General features: G+C 61.5%; 15 protein-coding genes. 7 read left to right on the top strand and 8 right to left on the bottom strand.

Annotated features, from left to right (window positions below):
- The first annotated feature begins 128 nt into the window (after positions 1 to 128).
- Both HX855_RS27625 and lpxH read left to right on the top strand, forming a co-directional pair.
- Positions 129 to 632, top strand: coding sequence for a peptidylprolyl isomerase (locus tag HX855_RS27625; protein ID WP_010166979.1), 504 nt, complete (start codon positions 129 to 131; stop codon positions 630 to 632).
- The gene (gene lpxH / locus HX855_RS27620) at positions 629 to 1,378 is read left to right on the top strand and encodes a UDP-2,3-diacylglucosamine diphosphatase (protein WP_177085734.1); all 750 of its coding nucleotides are present in this window, start codon (positions 629 to 631) and stop codon (positions 1,376 to 1,378) included. The genes HX855_RS27625 and lpxH overlap by 4 nt, the downstream gene beginning before the upstream one ends.
- 133 nt (positions 1,379 to 1,511) lie before the next feature.
- On the opposite strand, the gene HX855_RS27615 is transcribed toward lpxH, so the two are convergent.
- From HX855_RS27615 to HX855_RS27585, 7 genes are all read right to left on the bottom strand, one after another.
- Positions 1,512 to 3,044: a DHA2 family efflux MFS transporter permease subunit gene (locus HX855_RS27615; RefSeq protein ID WP_177085732.1), complete on the bottom strand. Its 1,533-nt coding sequence runs from the start codon at positions 3,042 to 3,044 to the stop codon at positions 1,512 to 1,514.
- 64 nt (positions 3,045 to 3,108) lie between these two features.
- Entirely contained in the window at positions 3,109 to 4,326 is a 1,218-nt protein-coding gene (locus HX855_RS27610; protein ID WP_177085730.1) for an efflux RND transporter periplasmic adaptor subunit, read from the bottom strand.
- Between the two features lie 15 nt (positions 4,327 to 4,341).
- Complete coding sequence (locus tag HX855_RS27605; RefSeq protein ID WP_177085728.1) at positions 4,342 to 5,805, bottom strand: efflux transporter outer membrane subunit; 1,464 nt, start codon at positions 5,803 to 5,805, stop codon at positions 4,342 to 4,344.
- A complete protein-coding gene (locus HX855_RS27600; protein WP_177085726.1) occupies positions 5,802 to 6,275 on the bottom strand; it encodes a MarR family winged helix-turn-helix transcriptional regulator in 474 nt (157 codons plus the stop codon). The genes HX855_RS27605 and HX855_RS27600 overlap by 4 nt, the downstream gene beginning before the upstream one ends.
- A gap of 231 nt (positions 6,276 to 6,506) precedes the next feature.
- Complete coding sequence (locus tag HX855_RS27595; RefSeq protein WP_177085724.1) at positions 6,507 to 10,190, bottom strand: translocation/assembly module TamB domain-containing protein; 3,684 nt, start codon at positions 10,188 to 10,190, stop codon at positions 6,507 to 6,509.
- Positions 10,190 to 11,917 carry an autotransporter assembly complex family protein gene (locus tag HX855_RS27590; protein ID WP_177085722.1) on the bottom strand — a complete coding sequence of 576 codons (1,728 nt, stop codon included), beginning with the start codon at positions 11,915 to 11,917 and terminating at the stop codon, positions 10,190 to 10,192. The genes HX855_RS27595 and HX855_RS27590 overlap by 1 nt, the downstream gene beginning before the upstream one ends.
- A gap of 64 nt (positions 11,918 to 11,981) precedes the next feature.
- Positions 11,982 to 12,632, bottom strand: coding sequence for an N-acetyltransferase (locus tag HX855_RS27585; RefSeq protein WP_177085720.1), 651 nt, complete (start codon positions 12,630 to 12,632; stop codon positions 11,982 to 11,984).
- Positions 12,633 to 12,810: 178 nt separating this feature from the next.
- Here HX855_RS27585 and xthA point away from each other — a divergent pair, with 178 nt between their 5' ends.
- Complete coding sequence (gene xthA, locus HX855_RS27580) at positions 12,811 to 13,623, top strand: exodeoxyribonuclease III (RefSeq protein WP_177085718.1); 813 nt, start codon at positions 12,811 to 12,813, stop codon at positions 13,621 to 13,623.
- Between the two features lie 178 nt (positions 13,624 to 13,801).
- Positions 13,802 to 15,142 carry a substrate-binding domain-containing protein gene (locus HX855_RS27575; protein WP_177085716.1) on the top strand — a complete coding sequence of 447 codons (1,341 nt, stop codon included), beginning with the start codon at positions 13,802 to 13,804 and terminating at the stop codon, positions 15,140 to 15,142.
- Positions 15,143 to 15,369: 227 nt separating this feature from the next.
- Here HX855_RS27575 and HX855_RS27570 read toward each other — a convergent pair whose 3' ends face one another.
- The gene (locus tag HX855_RS27570; RefSeq protein ID WP_177085714.1) at positions 15,370 to 16,599 is read right to left on the bottom strand and encodes an acyl-CoA dehydrogenase; all 1,230 of its coding nucleotides are present in this window, start codon (positions 16,597 to 16,599) and stop codon (positions 15,370 to 15,372) included.
- A gap of 150 nt (positions 16,600 to 16,749) precedes the next feature.
- Between HX855_RS27570 and HX855_RS27565 the strand changes: the two genes are divergently transcribed.
- The 3 genes from HX855_RS27565 (at position 16,750) to HX855_RS27555 (ending at position 19,157) form a co-directional block, all read left to right on the top strand.
- Positions 16,750 to 17,679 carry a LysR family transcriptional regulator gene (locus HX855_RS27565; RefSeq protein WP_177085712.1) on the top strand — a complete coding sequence of 310 codons (930 nt, stop codon included), beginning with the start codon at positions 16,750 to 16,752 and terminating at the stop codon, positions 17,677 to 17,679.
- Between the two features lie 167 nt (positions 17,680 to 17,846).
- Positions 17,847 to 18,245, top strand: a complete 399-nt coding sequence (locus tag HX855_RS27560; protein WP_177085710.1) for a MerR family DNA-binding transcriptional regulator — start codon at positions 17,847 to 17,849, stop codon at positions 18,243 to 18,245.
- 12 nt (positions 18,246 to 18,257) lie between these two features.
- Complete coding sequence (locus HX855_RS27555; RefSeq protein WP_177085708.1) at positions 18,258 to 19,157, top strand: hydroxymethylglutaryl-CoA lyase; 900 nt, start codon at positions 18,258 to 18,260, stop codon at positions 19,155 to 19,157.
- Positions 19,158 to 19,761 lie beyond the last annotated feature (604 nt).

Raw genomic sequence — 19,761 nt, 5'->3', positions numbered from 1 at the left:
ACCGCTGGTAAAAAACCACCTCGAAATTCCCGCAGGTCACGCTAAACTGCGCGCCTTGGCTGTCGTTTTGCCAAGCAGGTAAGGCGCAAAACGCCCAAACCCACGAATTCCTTGAAAGAGTAGTGAACATGACTCAAGTCAAACTGACCACCAACCACGGTGACATCGTCATCGAGCTGAACGCCGAGAAAGCGCCGATCACCGTCGCCAACTTCATCGAGTACGTTAAAGCCGGCCACTACGAAAACACTGTTTTCCACCGTGTCATCGGCAACTTCATGGTCCAGGGCGGCGGTTTCGAGCCGGGCATGAAAGAAAAGAAAGACAAGCGTCCAAGCATCCAGAACGAAGCGGACAACGGCCTTTCCAACGACAAGTACACCGTCGCCATGGCCCGTACCATGGAGCCGCATTCGGCCTCCGCGCAGTTCTTCATCAACGTGGCCGACAACGCCTTCCTGAACCACAGCGGCAAGAACGTGCAGGGTTGGGGTTACGCGGTGTTCGGTAAAGTCACCGAAGGCCAGGACGTTGTCGACAAGATCAAGGGTGTGCAAACCACCGGCAAGGCAGGTCACCAGGACGTACCGGTAGAAGACGTCATCGTCGAGAAAGCCGAGATCGTTGAGTGATATTGCTGATTTCAGATTTGCATCTGGAAGAGGAGCGCCCGGACATTACCCGGGCGTTTCTGGATTTACTGAACGGCCGCGCCCGTTCCGCCCAGGCGTTGTACATTCTGGGGGACTTCTTCGAAGCCTGGATTGGCGACGATGGGATGACGCCCTTCCAGCGTTCGATATGCCTGGCTCTGCGCGAGCTGAGCGACAGCGGCACCCAGATTTTCATCATGCATGGCAACCGGGACTTCCTGATTGGCAAGGCGTTCTGCAAAGCCGCAGGCGCCACCTTGCTCAAGGACCCGAGTGTGGTGCAGCTCGCAGGCGAGCCCGTGCTGTTGATGCACGGCGACAGCCTGTGTACCCGCGACCTCGGCTATATGAAGCTGCGGCGCATCCTGCGTAACCCCATCACCCTGTTCATCCTGCGGCACCTGCCCTTGCGCACGCGGCACAAGCTGGCGCGCAAGCTGCGCAGTGAAAGCAGCGCCCAGGTGCGGATGAAGGCCAACGACATTGTCGATGTGACGCCTGAGGAAGTGCCGAGGGTGATGCAGCAGTTCGGCGTGCGCACCCTGGTGCATGGCCACACCCACCGCCCGGCGATTCACAAGTTGCAGATTGGCGAGCAGGCGGCCAAGCGCATTGTGCTGGGGGATTGGGACAAGCAAGGGTGGGCATTGCAGGTGGATGAGCAAGGGTTTCAGTTGGCAGCCTTTGATTTCGTCAACCCACAGTTGGCACTGCCTGGCGCCTGACTCGCAGACACAACACCGATCAAATGTGGGAGCTGGCTTGCCTGCGATAGCATCACCTCGGTGTACCTGATGTACCGAGGTGTCTGCATCGCAGGCAAGCCAGCTCCCACATTGACCGAGCGCGGCCTTTCGATCAGTGGCCTGAAGCCTCCGGCCCGGCCTTCGCCGCAAACGGCGGTTTCGCCAGCCACACAATCACGATCAACGCCATGAACATCCACCCCAGCAACGTGAAGTAATCCACGGTGGACATCATGTATGCCTGGCTGGTGAGGATCTGGTCCAATTGCGCATAGGCCTTGTGCCCTGCCCCGCCCAGCGCCTGCAAGGCATCCCGGGTGGCCGAGTCGTAGGTGGTCATGTTCTCGCTCATGTACGCATGGTGCTGGTCCGCCCGGCGAATCCAGATCCAGGTGGTCAACGACGCTGCAAAGCTGCCGCCCAGGGTCCGCAGGAACGTCGCCAGGCCTGCACCGTCGGCGATTTGTGCCGGTGGCAGGTCGGACATCAGGATGCTCAAGGTCGGCATGAAGAACAGCGCCACGCCGATGCCCATGAACAGCTGCACCAGGGCGATGTGCTGGAAGTCCACTTCATTGGTGAAGCCGGCGCGCATGAAGCAACTCAAACCGATCGCCAGGAACGCCAGCCCGGCCAGCAGGCGCAGGTCGAACTTGTGCGCGTACTTGCCGACAAACGGCGACATCAACACCGGCAGAATCCCGATCGGCGCCACCGCCAGGCCCGCCCAGGTGGCGGTGTAGCCCATCTGGGTTTGCAGCCATTGCGGCAGGATCAGGTTGATCCCGAAGAAGCCCGCGTACCCCAGCACCAACACAATCGTGCCGATCCGGAAGTTGCGGTAGGCGAACAGCCGCAGGTTGACCACCGGGTGCTCGTCGGTCATTTCCCAGATCACGAACACCGCCAGGGCGATGGCCGAGATCACCGCGCCGATGATGATGAAGTTCGACTCGAACCAGTCCAGGTCGTTGCCCTTGTCGAGGATGATCTGCAAGGCGCCGACGCCGACGATCAGGCTCAGCAGGCCGACGTAGTCCATCGGCTGGTAGCTGGTGACCACCGGGCGTTTCTTCAACTGGGAACGCACCACCATCACCGCAAAGATGCCGATGGGCACGTTGATAAAGAAGATCCACGGCCAGCTGTAGCTGTCGGTGATCCAGCCGCCGAGGATCGGCCCGGCAATCGGCGCCACCACCGTGACCATCGCCAGCAACGCCAGGGCCATGCCGCGCCTTGCGGGGGGATAGACCGCGATCAACAGCGTCTGCGTCATCGGGTACAACGGACCGGCCACCAGGCCTTGCAGCACCCGAAAGCCGATCAGCTCGGGCATCGAGGTGGAAATACCGCAAAGAAACGAGGCCAGCACAAACAGGATGGTGGCCCACAGGAACAGCTTCACCTCGCCGAAACGGCGGCTCAGCCAGCCGGTCAGCGGCAGCGCAATGGCGTTGCTCACGGCAAACGAGGTGATCACCCAGGTGCCCTGCTCCGAACTCACGCCGAGGTTGCCGGAAATCGTCGGCAACGCCACGTTGGCGATGGTGGTGTCGAGCACCTGCATGAAGGTCGCCAGGGACAGGCCGATGGTGGCCATCAGCAAGCTGGGCGGCGTGAAGGAGGCGTTAGCGTTACTCATCGCGAATCCTGTGCAACATGATGGGCGCTACGGCCGCCGGGGCCGTAGCTGATGGATTGGCGAATCAGCGCTGGGCAGCCTTGGGAGCGGCAACGCTGTTGTCATGGATCAGTTGGGTGATCATCGCGTCGGCTTCAGCCAATTGGCGGTCGTACACGTTGGTGGTGAACGAAGCCTTTTGCGGCGCCTGCTGGGCCAGTACCGGGCCGCTCTGGTCGTGCAGGTCGACGTTGACCACGGTGGACAAGCCCACCCGCAGCGGGTGCTTGGCCAGTTCTTCGGCGTTCACATGAATGCGCACCGGCACCCGTTGCACGATCTTGATCCAGTTACCGGTGGCGTTCTGCGCCGGCAGCAAGGCAAACGCACTGCCGGTGCCCGCGCCAAGGCTGTCCACGGTGCCGCTGAACTTCACGTCGCTGCCGTAGATGTCGGATTCAATATCCACCGGCTGGCCGATGCGCATATTGCGCAGCTGGGTTTCCTTGAAGTTGGCGTCGATCCACAGCTGATCCAGGGGGATCACCGCCATCAGCGCGGTGCCCGGCTGAACCCGTTGGCCCAGTTGCACGGTGCGTTTGGCCACATAGCCGGTCACCGGTGCGATGAGGGTGCTGCGGGCGTTGGTCAGGTAAGCCTGGCGCAATTGCGCGGCGGCGGCCTGCACGTCCGGGTGGGACGAAATCACCGTGTCATCCACCAGGGCGCTGGTGGTCTTGAACTGTTGCTGCACGTTGGCCAAAGCGTTTTGCGCCGAGGTCAGGTCATCGCGGGCGTGGGACAGCTCTTCCTGGGAAATCGCCCCGCCGGCGGCGAGGTTCTTACGCCGGTTGTAGTTGTCCTGGGCCTTTTGCACGTTGGCTTGTTGCGCCAGTACCTGGGCTTTCATGCCATCGACGTTGCTGTACAAGCCCCGCACCTGGCGCACGGTGCGGGCCAGGTTGGCCTGGGCACTTTGCAGGCCGACGGCCGCGTCGTTGGGGTCGAAGTTGATCAGCACCTGGCCTTCATGCACCAGGTCGCCATCGTCGGCGCCGATGCTCACCACGGTACCGGTGACCAGCGGGGTGATTTCCACCACGTTGCCGTTGACGTAGGCGTCGTCGGTGCTTTCGCTGAAGCGGCCATAGAACTCGTACCACCCCCACACGCCCACGGCACCGAGGATGACGATCAGCGCCAGGACAAACAGCATGACTTTGCGTTTGCGCGGGTTGCTGGTGTTGGGTTGTTCACCCTTGTTTGTTTCAGGAGCGTTGTTGCTGGTTTCGGCAGTGGCCATGACAAGTACCTTGAATTATTCAGTGCGCGTGGCTGGGGTGGTCGAGGCCACGTTATCGGCGTGGAAACCGCCGCCCAGGGCCTGCATCAATTGAATCGAAAGATCGATTTGCTCGGCATTCAGGGTGGCCAACTGACGTTGGGCCTGGAGTAATTGCTGTTCGATGCTGAGCACGTCCAGGTAATTCCCGATACCTGAGCTGTAACGCTGGACCCCGGTGTCGTAAGACTGTTGGGCAATGTCAGCAGCGTGTTGCTGTGCCTGGATCTGCCGGCCGGTCTCGCGCAACTGCACGAGGGTGTTGCCGATGTCGCCCAAGGCTTGCACCAGGGTTTTGTTGTACTGGGCCACCGCCAGGTCGTAGTCGGCGTCGCGGGCATCGAGGTCGGCGCGCAACCGGCCACCGTCGAAGATCGGCAGCGAAATGGTCGGCGCAATGCTGAAGAAGCGGCTGGCCGAACCAAACATCGCATCCCCCAGCAACGACTCGGCCCCGGCGCTCGCGCTCAGGTTGAGGTTGGGGTAGAAGCGGGTCTTGCTGGCCGCAACGTCCTTGCTCGCCGCCTCCACACGCCAGCGTGCGGCGATCAGGTCCGGACGACGGCCCACCAGTTCGGCAGGCAACACCGACGGTACAGCAACGGCGCTCGGCTTGAGCACGTTGGGGCGCACCAGTTCGCTGCCACGGTCCGGGCCTTTGCCGAGCAACACGGCGAGGGCGATCTTGGCGCTCTGCAGTTGTTTTTCCGCATCGATCAGCTGCGACTGGGAGCTGGCTTCCAGGCTTTCGGTTTGCTGGTACTGGTACTGGCTGTCGATCCCGGAGTTCAGGCGACGCTGGCCCAGGTCGAGCATTTGCCGGGTACGCTTGAGGTCATCATTGGCCAGGTCGCGCACGATATGGGCCTGGCCCAGGTCGCTGTAGGCCTTGGCAACGTTGGCCGCCAGGGTCAGGCGCGCAGCCTGTTGGTCGACTTCGGCGGCGCGGGCCTGGCCCAGCGCTGCTTCCCAGGCGGCACGCTGGCCACCCCACAGGTCAAAGTTGTAGTTGAAGCTGGCACCGATGTTACGCACGGTGGCGTAGGCATCGCCCTGGCCCAACGGGTCCTGGTCCTTGGCCAGGCGCGAACGGCTGACACCGGCGCTGGCATCCAGGGTCGGCATGCGTGCGGCGTCGGCAGCATAGGCGGCGGCTTCGGCCTGATGGGCGCGGGCGCTGGCCACTTGCATGTCGGGGCTGTTTTGCAGGGCTTCCTGGATCAGGCCATCCAATTGCGGATCGCCCAGGTTTTTCCACCAGTCGGCGGTGGGCCAGGCAGCGCTCGACAGTGTCACACCGCTGAGGGATTTGCCGGTTTGCAAGGTGTTGGCTTCGAGGCGTTTGCCTTCTGTGTTCAAGCCGCTGAAATTGGCACAACCGGCCATTGTCATGGCCACCAGCACAAGGCTGAGGCCGGCACGCAAGGAGTGATTGTTCATGCACCACCTACCCGCTGAATGGTGATGGGATCACCCGCAGCTATCAGAATTTTCTTCAAAATGTTTTCCAGGGTTTGCAGTTCACCCGGCTCCAGCGCGCCCGCCAATTGGTTCAAGGCCTGGGCACCGATGTCCGGCAGCCTGTCGGCCACGCGCTGGCCTTCCTCGGTCAGTACCAACTGCACCTGGCGCCGGTCCTGCTCGGAACGCTTGCGCGCCAGCAGGTCCTTTTGCTCCAGGCGGTCGAGCATGCGGGTCATGGAGCCGCTGTCCAGGGACAGGTTGCGGCACAGCTCGGCCGGGGTGTCGACGCCGTACTGGGCCATGATGATCAACACCTTGAACTGCGCGGCGGTGATGCCGTGGGGTTCCATATGGGTGTCGATGATCTTGTCTTTGAGCAGCGCAGCGCGACCCAGCAGCAGGCCGAGGTGGCAGTTGTGGAAGTTTTCGGGGGTGAAGTGTTTCATCGTGACCAACCTATTAACTGCCTAAGCAGTGAATGTATGTCACGATGTTACTGCCTAGGCAGCGAATGTCAAACGAATAGTTAGGTTGCTTGCTAATTAGCGGATAAATGGCGCTCTTCTGTAGGAGCGAACTTGCTCGCGAAGAACTGACAGGCAACGCGTGCATACCGCATGCACGCGTTATCGTTGACGTTTTTCGCGAGCAAGCGCGCTCCTACAAGGCGGGGGCCCCTAAAAGTCCCGCTTGTAGAAAATATCCAGGGAGCTGGCCACACCGCTGGCCACTTCCAGGTACACCTTCTTGCTCAGCAAATAGCGCAAGGCAATGGTGTTGGCCGGTTCGAACACCCCCACGCCATAACGCAGGCTGAGCTTCTCGGAAATCTTGCCGCTGGCCACCACGGCGGTGTTGGTGCCGCTGCCCTGGGTGTCGAGTTCGAAGTCCTGGAGCCCCAGGTTCTTGGCAATGTCCGAGGTCACCCCGGCGCTGCCCATTAGCCCAAGGCCTAGCGCTGCTTCAGCGAGCATGTTGTTGTCCTCGCCGGTGGTGGTACGTGAACGCCCCAACACCAGATACGACAACGCATCCTCTTGGGCCATGGCCGGCTCCGAGAAAATTTGCGTCGTCGGCTGCTCGGCACTGCCGCTCAGACGAATACCGGCGGTGACTGTCCGGGACGGCTCGGTGGTTATCCGCACGGCCTCGATATCCAGGTACGGCTGGTCAATCGGCCCGGCAAACAGCAACCGTGCACGGCGCACCGTAAGGCGTTGGCCGTAGGCACGGTAGCGGCCGTCGTTGAGCCACAGTTCGCCACGGGTGTCCATGTTGTCGCCGATGTGCACGTGGCCTTGCAGGTTGGCGGTGAGGCCAAACCCGGCGAAGCTCAGCTTGTCCTTGCCCACCTCCACATCAATGTCCATCGCCATGGCCATGGGCGGCTTGCCCTCTTCGGTCTGGCTGCCGACGATCACCGTGTCATCCGAGACTTTGACGGTCGACGGCGGCAGCTCGCGCACGGTGATCTCGCCCTTGGGAATCTGCACCTTGCCGGAGATCGCCAGCTTGTCGTTCTTCATGCTGATTTTCAGGTCGGGCGCCACTTCCAGGGCCGCGTACGGTTCCACGGTGACCGGCAGTTGCGTGCCTTGCAGCGCGATGTCCACCGCCAGGGCCTGGCCCCAGTCGACCTGGCCCTTGATCGTGCCCTGCCCGGCCTTGCCACTGCGCCAGCCGCCATTGAGCTGCACGCTTTCGCCGGCAATCAACGCCTGGATATTCAGGCCTTCGAAGCTGGTGGGCAGTTCCGGGCCGGAGATTTCGCCGCCGATCAGGTTGATGCTGCCGTTGACCTGAGGCGCCAGCAAGCTGCCACCGATTCGCCCGTTACCGTTGAGCTTGCCGTTGAGTTTCTCGACCATCGGTACAAACGGCCGGGCCACGGCGAGGTCGAGGCCGGTCAGGGTGAAATTGCCGGTGATCGGTTTGTTCTTCGGCAGCGGGTTGATCTGCGCCTGCAACAGCAACTCGCCAAGCTTGCCACCGCGGAAGTTGAGCTGGGTGTCGATGCGCTTGGGGTTGAGGGTGGTTTCCAGCTTCAGGGTGTCGTAGGGGAAATCCAGCCACTGGTCCTTGTCCTTGACCCGCAAGGTGCCGCCGCCGGCATCCACCGACACCACGCCTTTGGGGCCGCTGGCCGGCAGGTCGAGTTGCACGTCGGCACTGAGCTTGCCCTGCCAGGCGAAGTCTTTCGGCAAAAACGCCGCCAGGCTGTCGATAGGGAACTGCTTGAGGTGGTAACGCAGCTTGGGCTCGGGCATCAGCCGCTGGTCTTCGCCGCACAGGCTCGCCGGGCCGGATACCCAGCAGTGGGCGGCAAAGGTCAGCTTGCCATCGGCCATGCGCTCGATTTTCGCCGGGGCTTGCAGCTTCCAGTCCTGGCCACCGGCTTGTATATCGCCGCTGGCCAGACGCCCACGCCAGTTGCCTTTGTCGAGGTTGCCGTCCAGGGCCAATGCCAGCTTGAGCAGCGGGCCGGCCAGGTCGAGCTGGACGTTCTGGCTTTTGATATCGCCCTGGGCGCTGGCGGTAAAGGTGCCGACCTGGGTTTCACCGGCCTGGATGCCGCTGCCCTTCAGGTGGATTTTGGCGCGTTGGGCATTATCCAGGTTCGCGTCCAGGGTCAGGGTTTGCAGGCGGTTGTCTTCAAACGCCAGTTGCTGGCCGACCAGGTTTAGCTTGCCCTGAGGCGCTTTCAGGGTGCCGGCGACGTCGAGGCGCCCGTTCATCTGCCCGCGCAGTTGCGGCCAGAGTTGGGCGAGGCGCGTCAGCTTGATGTCGATTTGCCCGGCCAGCCGTTGTTGCAGGCTGCCACTGCCGAAGATGCGGTTGTCGCCGAGGCGGATGTCCAGGGTACCAAGGGTCCATTGCTCGCCTGCGCCTTCGGCCTTGGCCTGGAGCACGGCGGGTTGGCCGCGCAGGCGGCCCTTGAGGTCGAGGTCGGCGTTGAGCTTGAGTTGCTCGTTTTTCATTTCACCCTTGCTGCGCAGCGGGCCCGCGAGGGTGCCGGGCAGTTCCGCAACCCAATACGCCGGGTTGATAGCCGACAGGTCAAGGGCAGTGTCCCAGGCAATGCCGTCGGCAAATTGCAGGTTCAGGTGGCCTTCAGCCTTGCCTTGGCCGGCGGCGAGTTTCAGCTCGGGCAGGAACACTTGCTTGAGGTCGCCGCTGAACGGGCTGGCCAGGCTGAACTTGCCCGCCGGGCCGTCGAGGTCGGCCTTGAAGTTGCCCAGGTAGTTGCCGTCCTTGTAGGAGACTTCGCCATTGAAGGTACGCAAAGCTACTTGGGGTTCGTCGATCACCGGGTAGAGGCGATGCCAGGGAAAGTCCAGCCAGTCGATTTTCGCATCGGCGCTGAAGCCTTGCTGCCAGTCCAGGTTAGCGCTGAGCTTGAGGCTTTGTTTATCGCCTGCGTTCAAATCCAGCCCGGCGATCTGCGCACCCTTGGCGTCGACCCTGCCTTGCAGCAGCAGGTCCACCGGGCCTTTTTCCGCCGGCAGTACGGCTTTGCCCAGCAGTTGGTAACCGTTGCTCAGGTCGCCCTTGGCCGTCAGGTCCAGCTGATTGAGTTGCAGGGTATCGGGCAAGTCGGCGCCGGGTTTGAAACCGTCAGCGGTGATGTGCAACTGCGCCGGCAGGTTTTCCACCAGGGGTTGCAACTCGCCGCTGAGTTTGGCCGGCAGGTAGCCGCTGCTGTCGGCGTCGAGCTTGAGGGTTTTGAGCAAGTCGCCATCGACCTTGAGCGCCAGCGTCCAGGGCGCACCGCCGGGGGCATAAGGCAGGCTCAGGTTACCGGCAGCAGTCAATGGCCAGTGACCGGAGGGCTGCAACAGGCCGGAGAGGTCGAGTACCAGGCCGTCCCGCTGCAGGTGCACCGAGTCGATCTGCATCCCGGCGGCCGTCCAGTGCGCCGCCAGTTGCAGGCCCTGGAGTTCTTCGCTGCCGTTGAACACCAGGCTGCCGACGCGGATGTCACCCAACTGAAGGGCAACCGGCAATTTCAGGTCCGGCAGGGTGATCGGGCCGCTGCTTGCTTGCGCACTGGGTGGAAATTGCAGGCTCACCTGCTCCACATCCAGTTGGTTGATGCACACCGTCATGCGCATCAGGCAGGCCGGCGACCAGTCGAACTTCGGCGCTTGCAGCTCCACGCGACTGCCATCTTGTTGCCACAACAGATGATCGGCACGCCACTGGCCGCCCAGGCGCCCCTGGAAATTCTCCACGGTCAACCCCGGCACCTGGCCCAGCACCCAACGGCTGCCGACTTGCGTACCCAGCACCGTCCACAGCGCCAGCACTGTCACCGCGAGGACCGCCAGCACGGCCAGCCCCGCTATTTTCAAACCACGCATCACAGCTCAGGCCCCATGGAAAAGTGCAAACGAATGCCGCCCGGATCTTCGAGGGCATGGGCCAGGTCGAGGCGGATCGGGCCGACCGGAGAAACCCAGCGCACGCCCACACCCACACCGGTTTTCAGGCTCGGCATTTCCAGGGTGTTGAACGAGTTGCCCTGGTCGATAAAGGTCGCGATCCGCCATTTTTCGGCGATGGAGTATTGATACTCGGCGCTCAGGGCCACCATGTAGCGGCCACCGATGCGGTCGCCACGGTCGTTTTCCGGCGACAGGGTCTGGTACTCGTAACCGCGCACGCTCTGGTCGCCACCGGCAAAAAAGCGCAACGACGGCGGTACGGACTTGTAGCCGTTGGTGGCACTGCCGCCAAATTGCGCCCGGGCCAGGAAGCGGTGGTTGTCCCACAACGTGGTCAGGCCCTTGATGGTCGCCGTGCCGTAAAGCAGGTTGGTGTCGGAACCCAGCCCTTCCTTGGCGACCTTGGCGTCGAACAGCAGGCGATAGCCATTGTGCGGGTCGATGCGATTGTCGCTGCGCAGGTAGGAATAGGTGATGCCCGGCATCACCAGGTTACTGAGACCGGAGTCATTGCCCAGGCGATATTCTTCGCGCTGATACTTGAGCGAAATCACCCGGGTCCAGCCGCTGGGCAACTTGCTGTGCCACTCGGGGCCGAGGGTGAGCAACTTGCTCAGGGTGTCGGTGTTGGCGATTTCTTCATTCTGGTAGCCGCCGGCAAAACGCAGTTTGTCGGTCAGCGGCGGGTCCAGGGGAATGTCGTACCACAGCCCGACGTTCTGCCGGGGTGCCGACAGTTCGGCTTCCCAGCCATAGCTGTGGCCCTGAGGGTTGACCCAATGCCGCGTCCAGTTGGCCTTGCCGCGGGGACCGACGTCGGTCGAGTAACCCAGGCCCAGGCCCATGGTGCGGGGCTTGCGGGTTTCCAGTTGCACAGCCACCGGGATCACATCGTTAGTCGACGCCGCCGGGGCGGCGTCCACGCGCACGCCCTCAAAAAAGCCGCTGCCCTGCAGGTTCTGGTTGAGTTCGGCGATCAGTTCGGAGTCGTAGGGCGCGCCGCTCTTGAACGGCACCATGCGTTGCAGCAGGTCTTCATCAAACGGCGTGTCGCCGGTAAAGCTCACCTTGCCCAGGGTGTAGCGTGGGCCGCTGTCATAAATGAGTTCGATATCGGCCACGCCCGCCTGGGGGTCCACCGAGAGTTTCTGGCGGGTAAAGCGCCCGCTGAAAAAGCCGTAGCGTGACGCCTGGTTCTGGATGACGCGCTTGGCATCTTCATAGTTGCCGTGATTGAGCACGGCACCGGGTTTGAGCTGGTCGCTGCTGGGCACGCGAAAGCCTTTGAGGTCGGCGGCCTGGCCATCGACCCGAATGGTCACATTACGCAAATGCACCGGTTCGCCGGGGTCGATGGTAAGGATCAGGCGCGGGTTCTTGCCGCCCTTCACATCGCTGGCAATCTGCGGTTGATAGAAGCCCAGCGCCTGGGCGGCCTTGCGGGCCTGCTCCTCGGCGCCACGGCTGAACCGCTGCAAGGCTTCTTCGTCACGATCGCCGACCCCGCCGATATAGCCTTCGATGTTGGCTTTCAACGCGTCGTTTGAAGGTTTGATGCGCACATCCAATTCGCTTTGCGCCAAGGCGCCGCAGCTCGTGAACAGCAGGATCAAGCCGCTGGTAAATCTTCCTGGAAACTTCATAGGCCGGGATGCTACACGAGCTTGGGAGCGACTTAGAACCCGGAATTGTCTGAATAATTCTGTCTTAAAGCGTTGCAGCCTGTAACACCTGGGGATTGGCGTGAAAGAACACGTGCTCCAGGACAGGTCCTACGGCCACCTCGCCGATCTCTTCATAACCCTGGCGTTTATAGAACTCCAGATAGCGAGAATTCCCCGTGTCCAGCACCACGCCGGCGGAATGCGGGTCTTCGGCACACCAGTTGTGCACCGCTTCCAGCAACTGCTCGCCGTAGTGTTTGCCCTGGAATTGCGGGTGAATCCCCAGCAGCGGCAGCACATGCACCGAGTCCGAGGGCAGGCACGCCAGCACGGCCTGATGGTATTCCAGGTAGCGCCGGGTGCCACGCACGCCGGTGCTCAACCACATGCGCAATTGCCAGGCCCAGCTTTCGGTGATGCCCAGGCGCCGCGTCGGCGGCGCGATCAGCGCGATGCCGATCAGCCGGTCGTTGACCAGCAGACCAATGGCCGGCAGATTCTGGAAAAAGTGTTGTTTCACCAGTTCACGCACGGTGGCGCGCACCCGCTGTTCGTAGCCCGGACGTTCGGCTTCGAAGATGTAGGCGAACGTCGGCTCATGGCGATAAGCCTGGTACAACAGGGACCGGGCTTCGCGGGAATAGCCGCTGTCGAGCATGTGAATCTGGGCAATGGCAGTCGAGGTGTCAGGCATAACAGTGGATCTCCCCTGGGCGCTGACTCAAAAGGTTGCGCTCTTGTTAGTACGAGCCTGCAGACCTCGACTCGTTCCCTGCTTTCAGACCTTAGCAGTGCCCAAGTCCTACCGCCACGCTGGCCCCCGTCCGACTTGTCGGCTAGCATCGCCCTTTTGCCAGACTGGACTGCCGACCATGAAAATCGTGTCTTTCAATATCAACGGGCTGCGCGCCCGCCCTCATCAGCTGGCGGCACTGATCGAGAAACACCAGCCGGATGTCATCGGCCTGCAGGAAACCAAGGTCCACGATGACCAGTTCCCCCTGGCCGAAGTGCAGGCACTGGGCTACCACGTGTATTACCACGGGCAAAAAGGCCACTACGGTGTCGCCCTGCTCTCGCGCCAGGCACCGCTGGCGCTGCACAAAGGCTTTGCCAGCGACGAAGAAGACGCCCAGCGCCGGTTTATCTGGGGCACTTTCGCCGATGCCAACGGCAACCCGATTACGATCATGAACGGCTATTTCCCACAGGGTGAAAGCCGCGACCACCCCACCAAGTTCCCGGCCAAGCAGCGCTTCTACGAAGACCTGCAAACCTTGCTGGAGTCGCAGTTCAGCAATGACCAGGCCGTGGTGGTGATGGGCGATGTGAACATTTCCCCGGAAGACTGCGACATCGGCATCGGTGCCGACAACGCCAAGCGCTGGCTGAAGACCGGCAAGTGCAGCTTCCTGCCGGAAGAGCGCGAGTGGATGGCGCGCCTGAAGAACTGGGGCCTGGTGGACAGCTTCCGCCACCTCAACCCGGACGTGGCAGACCGCTTCAGCTGGTTCGACTACCGCAGCCGCGGCTTTGAAGACGAGCCCAAGCGCGGGCTGCGGATCGACGTGATCATGGCTTCCCAAGGTTTGTTGCCCCGGGTGAAGGATGCCGGCGTGGACTACGACCTGCGCGGCATGGAAAAACCCTCCGATCATGCGCCGATCTGGCTGGAATTGAGCTGATTTATGTGGGAGCCGGGCTTGCCCGCGATGGCGGTGTGTCAGTCGATGAATAGGTCACTGACCCACCGCTATCGCAGGCAAGCCAGCTCCCACATTTGATTGCGACTTTTCTGTCATATCTATGAAACCTCTCTGACTTAATCTCGCGGCACTCCCTTTGGCTTGAGAAGGTGCCGGCATGATGCTGCGCGTTCTATCCCTGCTGGCCCTGCTCAGCGCATTCCCCCTCGCCGCTTTTTCCACCCCGCTGCCCTTTCCCGAACACGGCCCGGCCCTGCGCATCCAGGGTTCCAATACCATCGGCGCAGCGCTTGGGCCGGCGCTGGTCAAGGGACTGATGGAGCAACAGGGCTTGCAAGGCGTGCACAGCGAACCGTCCGACCAGGCCAACGAACAGCACCTCATCGGCAAGACCCGCCAGGGCCAACGGGTCACAATCGACGTCGCTGCCCATGGCTCCAGCACCGGGTTCACGGCGCTGAAAAACGCCAGCGCCGACCTCGCGGCATCTTCCCGACCGATCAAGGACAGTGAACTGGTGGACCTGGAATCCCTCGGCGACCTGAAAAGCCCCGACGCCGAACAGGTGATTGCCATCGATGGCCTGGCGATCATCCTTAACCCGCGCAACCCGCTGGACAGGTTGAACACCGAGCAACTGGCGCAGATTTTCAGCGGTGAGGTCTCGACCTGGGAGCAGCTTGGCGGGATCGGCGGCAAGATTCATCTCTACGCGCGGGATGATCAGTCCGGCACCTACGATACGTTCAAGGAGCTGGTGCTCAGCCGTCGCGGCAAGTCCCTGGAGGGCAGCGCCAAGCGGTTTGAGTCCAGCGAGCAGTTATCGGACGCCGTCAGCCACGACCCCCAGGGCATCGGTTTTATCGGCTTGCCCTACGTGCGCCAGGCCAAGGCGGTGGCCATCGTCGATGGCGACTCGCAACCCATGCTGCCTCTGAACAGCCTGATTGCTACCGAGGATTACCCGCTGTCACGCCGGTTGTTCTTCTATTTGCCGCCGGTGACGCAGAATCCGTGGGCCAAGGCGCTGGTGGACTTTGCGCAAAGCAGCAAGGGCCAGGCGATCGTTGCCGCCAACGGGTTTATCGCGCAACAGGTGCAAGCGATGGCGGTGGAACCGCGGACGCCAATGCCCGAGGACTACCAGACGATTGCTCGCCAGGCACAGCGGTTGACGGTGAATTTCCGGTTTGAGGAAGGCAGCGCCAGCCTCGACAACAAAGCGCGCCAGGACCTGATGCGGGTGGTGGCTTATATCAAGAGCCACGGCAAGCTGGACAAGCAGGTGACGCTGGTGGGGTTTGGGGATGCCAAGAATGATGCGCAGCGGGCAGCGCTGTTGTCGAAACTGCGGGCGATGGCGGTGCGGCGGGAGTTGGTTAAAAGTGGCGTGGTGCTGAGGGATATTCGCGGCTTTGGCGCCGAGATGCCGGTGGCGGCGAACACGGCGGATGAGGGCCGGATCAAGAATCGGCGGGTGGAGGTTTGGGTTTACTGAGGACGCGGAGCGTCCAGCACGGCATTCCCACGCAGCGTGGGAACGATCAGGCTTCTGTGGCGAGGGGGCTTGTCCCCCGTTGGGCTGCGCAGCAGCCCCAATAAGCCCGCCGTATTCTTTCAGGCAGAACGCGGTGACAGGTTTGGGGGCCGCTGCGCAGCCCAACGGGGGACAAGCCCCCTCGCCACAAAAGCGCCTTCACCGCAAAAAAAGCGGCGAGCTTTAGCTTACTGCCCGCTGCGCATCATCTCCGGCGGCACATATTTACCGATCTCAAACTTGCCGATCGCCGCGCGGTGCACTTCGTCCGGGCCGTCGGCCAGGCGCAGGGTGCGCTGCATGGCGTACATGTAGGCCAGCGGGAAGTCGTTGGAGACGCCAGCGCCGCCGTGGATCTGGATGGCCCGGTCGATGACCCTCAGCGCCACGTTCGGCGCCACCACCTTGATCTGGGCGATTTCGCTTTTCGCCACCTTGTTGCCCACGGTGTCCATCATGTAGGCGGCTTTCAACGTCAGCAGGCGCGCCATGTCGATTTCCATCCGCGAGTCGGCAATCTTGTCGATGTTGCCACCCAGGCGTGCCAGCGGTTTGCCAAAGGCGGTACGGCTGACGGAACGCTTGCACATCAATTCCAGCGCACGCTCGGCCATGCCGACGGAACGCATGCAGTGGTGAATGCGGCCCGGGCCAAGGCGACCCTGGGCAATTTCAAAGCCCCGGCCTTCGCCCAGCAGAACGTTTTCGTACGGCACCCGGACGTTTTCAAACAGCACTTCGGCATGGCCATGGGGGGCGTCGTCGTAGCCGAACACTGGCAGCGGGCGCACGATCTTCACACCGGGCGCATCCACCGGTACCAGGATCATCGAGTGTTGCTGGTGGCGCGGCGCATCCGGGTTGCTCAGGCCCATGAAGATCAGGATCTTGCAGCGCGGGTCGCAGGCCCCGGAGGTCCACCATTTTTTGCCGTTGATCACCCACTCGTCGCCGTCACGTACCGCACGGGCCGCCATGTTGGTGGCGTCGGAAGAGGCCACGTCCGGCTCGGTCATGGCGAAGGCCGAGCGGATCTTGCCGCGCAGCAGCGGTTCGAGCCAGCGTTGTTTTTGTTCTTCGTTGGCGTAGCGCACCAGCACTTCCATGTTGCCGGTGTCGGGTGCCGAGCAGTTGAACGGCTCCGGGCCCAGCAACGAACGGCCCATGATTTCTGCCAGGGGGGCATATTCAAGGTTGGTCAGGCCAGCGCCCAGTTCGGATTCCGGCAGGAACAGGTTCCACAGGCCTTCGGCTTTAGCCTTGGCTTTCAACTCTTCCATGATGGCGGTGGGCTGCCAACGGTCACCTTCGGCAACCTGGCGTTCGAACACAGACTCGGCCGGATAAACGTAAGCATCCATGAACGCAGTAACGCGCTCACGCAGTTCCTGAACCTTGGGCGAATAGGCGAAATCCATGGGCAGCACCTTCTCAATGGAGGTTGTTGAGGTCATGAATCGATGCTAGAACAGCGCTGATAATTTACCTAGCCTATTCTCGGCGTGTATTAACATTCATCACCGATATATGATCGGCGTATGGACACCTAACAATAAGAGCGCAGCGAAATGAATCTGAGCAAGGTCGACCTCAACCTTTTCATCGTCTTTGACGCGATCTACACCGAAGCCAACCTGACCCGCGCCGGGCAGATTGTGGGGATCACCCAGCCAGCGGTGTCGAACGCTCTGGCCCGCCTGCGAGAGACCTTCAACGACCCGCTGTTCGTGCGTACTGCCCAAGGCATGGTGCCCACGCCCATGGCCCAGAACATCATCGGCCCGGTGCGTAATGCGTTGTCGTTGCTGCGGGTGTCGGTGCAGGAAAGCCGGATTTTCAACCCGCAACAGGCGGCCAAGACCTACCGCATCAGCATGACCGACCTCACCGAAGCGGTGATTCTGCCGCCTCTGTTCCAGCGCCTGCGCCGCCTGGCGCCAACGGTGGTGATCGAGAGTTTCCTGTCCAAGCGCCGGGAGACCACCAAGGAACTGGCGGCTGGCCGCCTCGATTTTGCGGTGGACGCGCCGCTCAACACCGACCCGCAAGTGCGCCACGTCAAGCTGATGGAAGACCGCTACGTGTGCGCCATGCGCAAGGGCCATCCGATGGCGGGCAAGGAAAAGCTCACCCTGGATGACTATCTGGCACTGACCCACATCCATATCTCCAGCCGGCGCAATGGCCTGGGCCACGTCGACCTGGCACTGGGCAAGATGGGCCTGCAACGCAAGATCGCCCTGCGCTCCCAGCATTACTTGATGGCTTCGCAAGTGTTGCAGCAGACCGACATGGTAATGACCGTGCCGGAGCGCTTTGCCCGGCGCCACGAATTACAGTGGTTCAACCTGCCAGTGAATGATGTGCCCATGGTGGAAACCCACTTGTACTGGCACGAAAGCACCGACCAGGACCCGGCCAACCGCTGGATGCGCGAGCAGATGATCGAGTTGTGCCAGCAAGTAACGGCCCACGAGAAGAAGCTGGACAAACTGTAGGAGCGAGCTTGCTCGCGAAAAACCTGAGAACGCCGCGTTAAACCAGACAGTGCGCGTTACCGTTAGCGTTTTTCGCGAGCAAGCTCGCGCCTACAGTGGGTAATGCGCTTGACGTTAACGTCAACCACCCATTAGCTTAACCCTCAAGACACTCCTTGAGCGCCCCCATGAGCACGACCTACAGCATCTCCGACCTCGCCCGCGAGCTCGACATCACCACCCGCGCCATTCGCTTCTATGAAGAACAAGGCCTGCTGTCCCCGGAACGCCGGGGCCAGGAGCGCATTTATTCGCCCCGGGACAAGGTCAGCCTGAAGCTGATCCTGCGGGGCAAGCGCATTGGTTTTTCCCTGGCCGAATGTCGGGAACTGATCGAACTCTACGACCCCACCAGCGGCAATCAGAAACAGCTGCACAGCATGCTGGCGAAAATCACCGAGCGCCGCGAGCAGTTGGAGCAACAGTTGCTGGACATCGAACAGATGAAGCTGGAACTCGACACCGCCGAAGAGCGTTGCACCCAGGCGCTGGAACAGACCCTTCAGAGCCAGGTTGGCCATTCATAAAAGGTAGCTGCCATGTCCCTCCCCTCTCATGTGCGCCTGGCGGAAGTCGGCCCCCGCGACGGCCTGCAAAATGAAGCGCAACCCATCAGCGTCGCCGACAAGGTGCAACTGGTGGACGCCCTGACCGCAGCCGGCCTGGGCTATATCGAAGTCGGCAGTTTCGTCTCGCCCAAATGGGTGCCGCAAATGGCCGGGTCTGCCGAAGTATTTGCGCAGATCCAGCGCAAGGCCGGCGTGACCTACGGCGCGTTGGCGCCAAACCTGCGGGGCTTTGAAGATGCCCTGGCGGCGGGCGTGAAGGAAGTCGCGGTGTTTGCGGCGGCGTCCGAGGCGTTTTCCCAGCGCAATATCAATTGTTCCATCAGCCAAAGCCTGGAGCGCTTCGCGCCGATCATGGACGCGGCCAGGCAGCATGGCGTGAGCGTGCGGGGTTATGTGTCGTGCGTGCTGGGGTGCCCGTACGAAGGCCAGGTCGCGCCGGAACAAGTGGCGGCGGTAGCCCGGGAGCTGTTTGCCATGGGCTGCTATGAAGTGTCCCTGGGCGACACCATCGGCACCGGTACGGCGGGCGCCACCCGGCGGATGTTCGAGGTGGTCGGCGCGCAGGTGCCACGGGACAAGCTGGCCGGGCATTTTCACGACACCTATGGCCAGGCCATCGCCAATATTTACGCCAGCCTTCTGGAAGGCATCCAGGTGTTTGACAGCTCTATCGCGGGCCTCGGCGGCTGCCCCTATGCCAAGGGCGCCAGCGGTAACGTCGCCACTGAAGATGTGGTGTACCTGCTCAATGGCCTGGGTATCGAGACGGGTATCGACATGGACAAGCTGGTTCTGGCGGGCCAACAGATCTGTACGGTGCTGGGTCGTCCCACCGGATCGCGGGTGGCGAAAGCTCGTAGCGCCAGTTGAGTACCGCGGCCGTGACGATGTGTTACCTCGCGGCTACACATCGGGTAACACGGGAACATATCTTGTCGCATTTACTGAAAGAAATTTCCTACTCAAAAATTAAGTTATTGAATTTAAACGACTTTATAAAGTTGGCACGGCTTCTGCTATCTCTATTGCATAACAAGAATAAAAAGCGCCAAACCTAATAAAAATAAGACGTAACGACTCTGACATAACAAAAACAACACGGCAGAGACGCAGCTAACAGATTTTTTTGGAGAAGATGTGCTTCGCAGGGTACGGCTAGCCGAAACCCGCAACCGGATAGAGAAGAATAAAAAACTACCTCAAGGTAGCTACCCACTGGTTGGATCGCTTGCGAAGAAGCAGATCAGCGCTCAAAAAAATACGTTTGCTCTTGACCCTGGATAGGGGTCGCTAAAAACAGCGGTAAAGGGCCACGGTTGCCAAAAACAACAATAGACCGCCCCTCAATAATAAAAAAAGAGCACGCAACGACAAATTAAAGGGGACCTTCGGGTCCCCTTTGTGCTTTCTCGTGGAAGGTGATTTGCGTGTATATCCGTTTTTTGGGTGATGGCCGCTTAGGGTTCCGCTCTTA

The sequence above is a fragment of the Pseudomonas sp. IPO3778 genome (assembly GCF_013386825.1).
Taxonomy (GTDB): domain Bacteria; phylum Pseudomonadota; class Gammaproteobacteria; order Pseudomonadales; family Pseudomonadaceae; genus Aquipseudomonas.
This window is presented reverse-complemented; position numbering and strand designations above follow the sequence as displayed.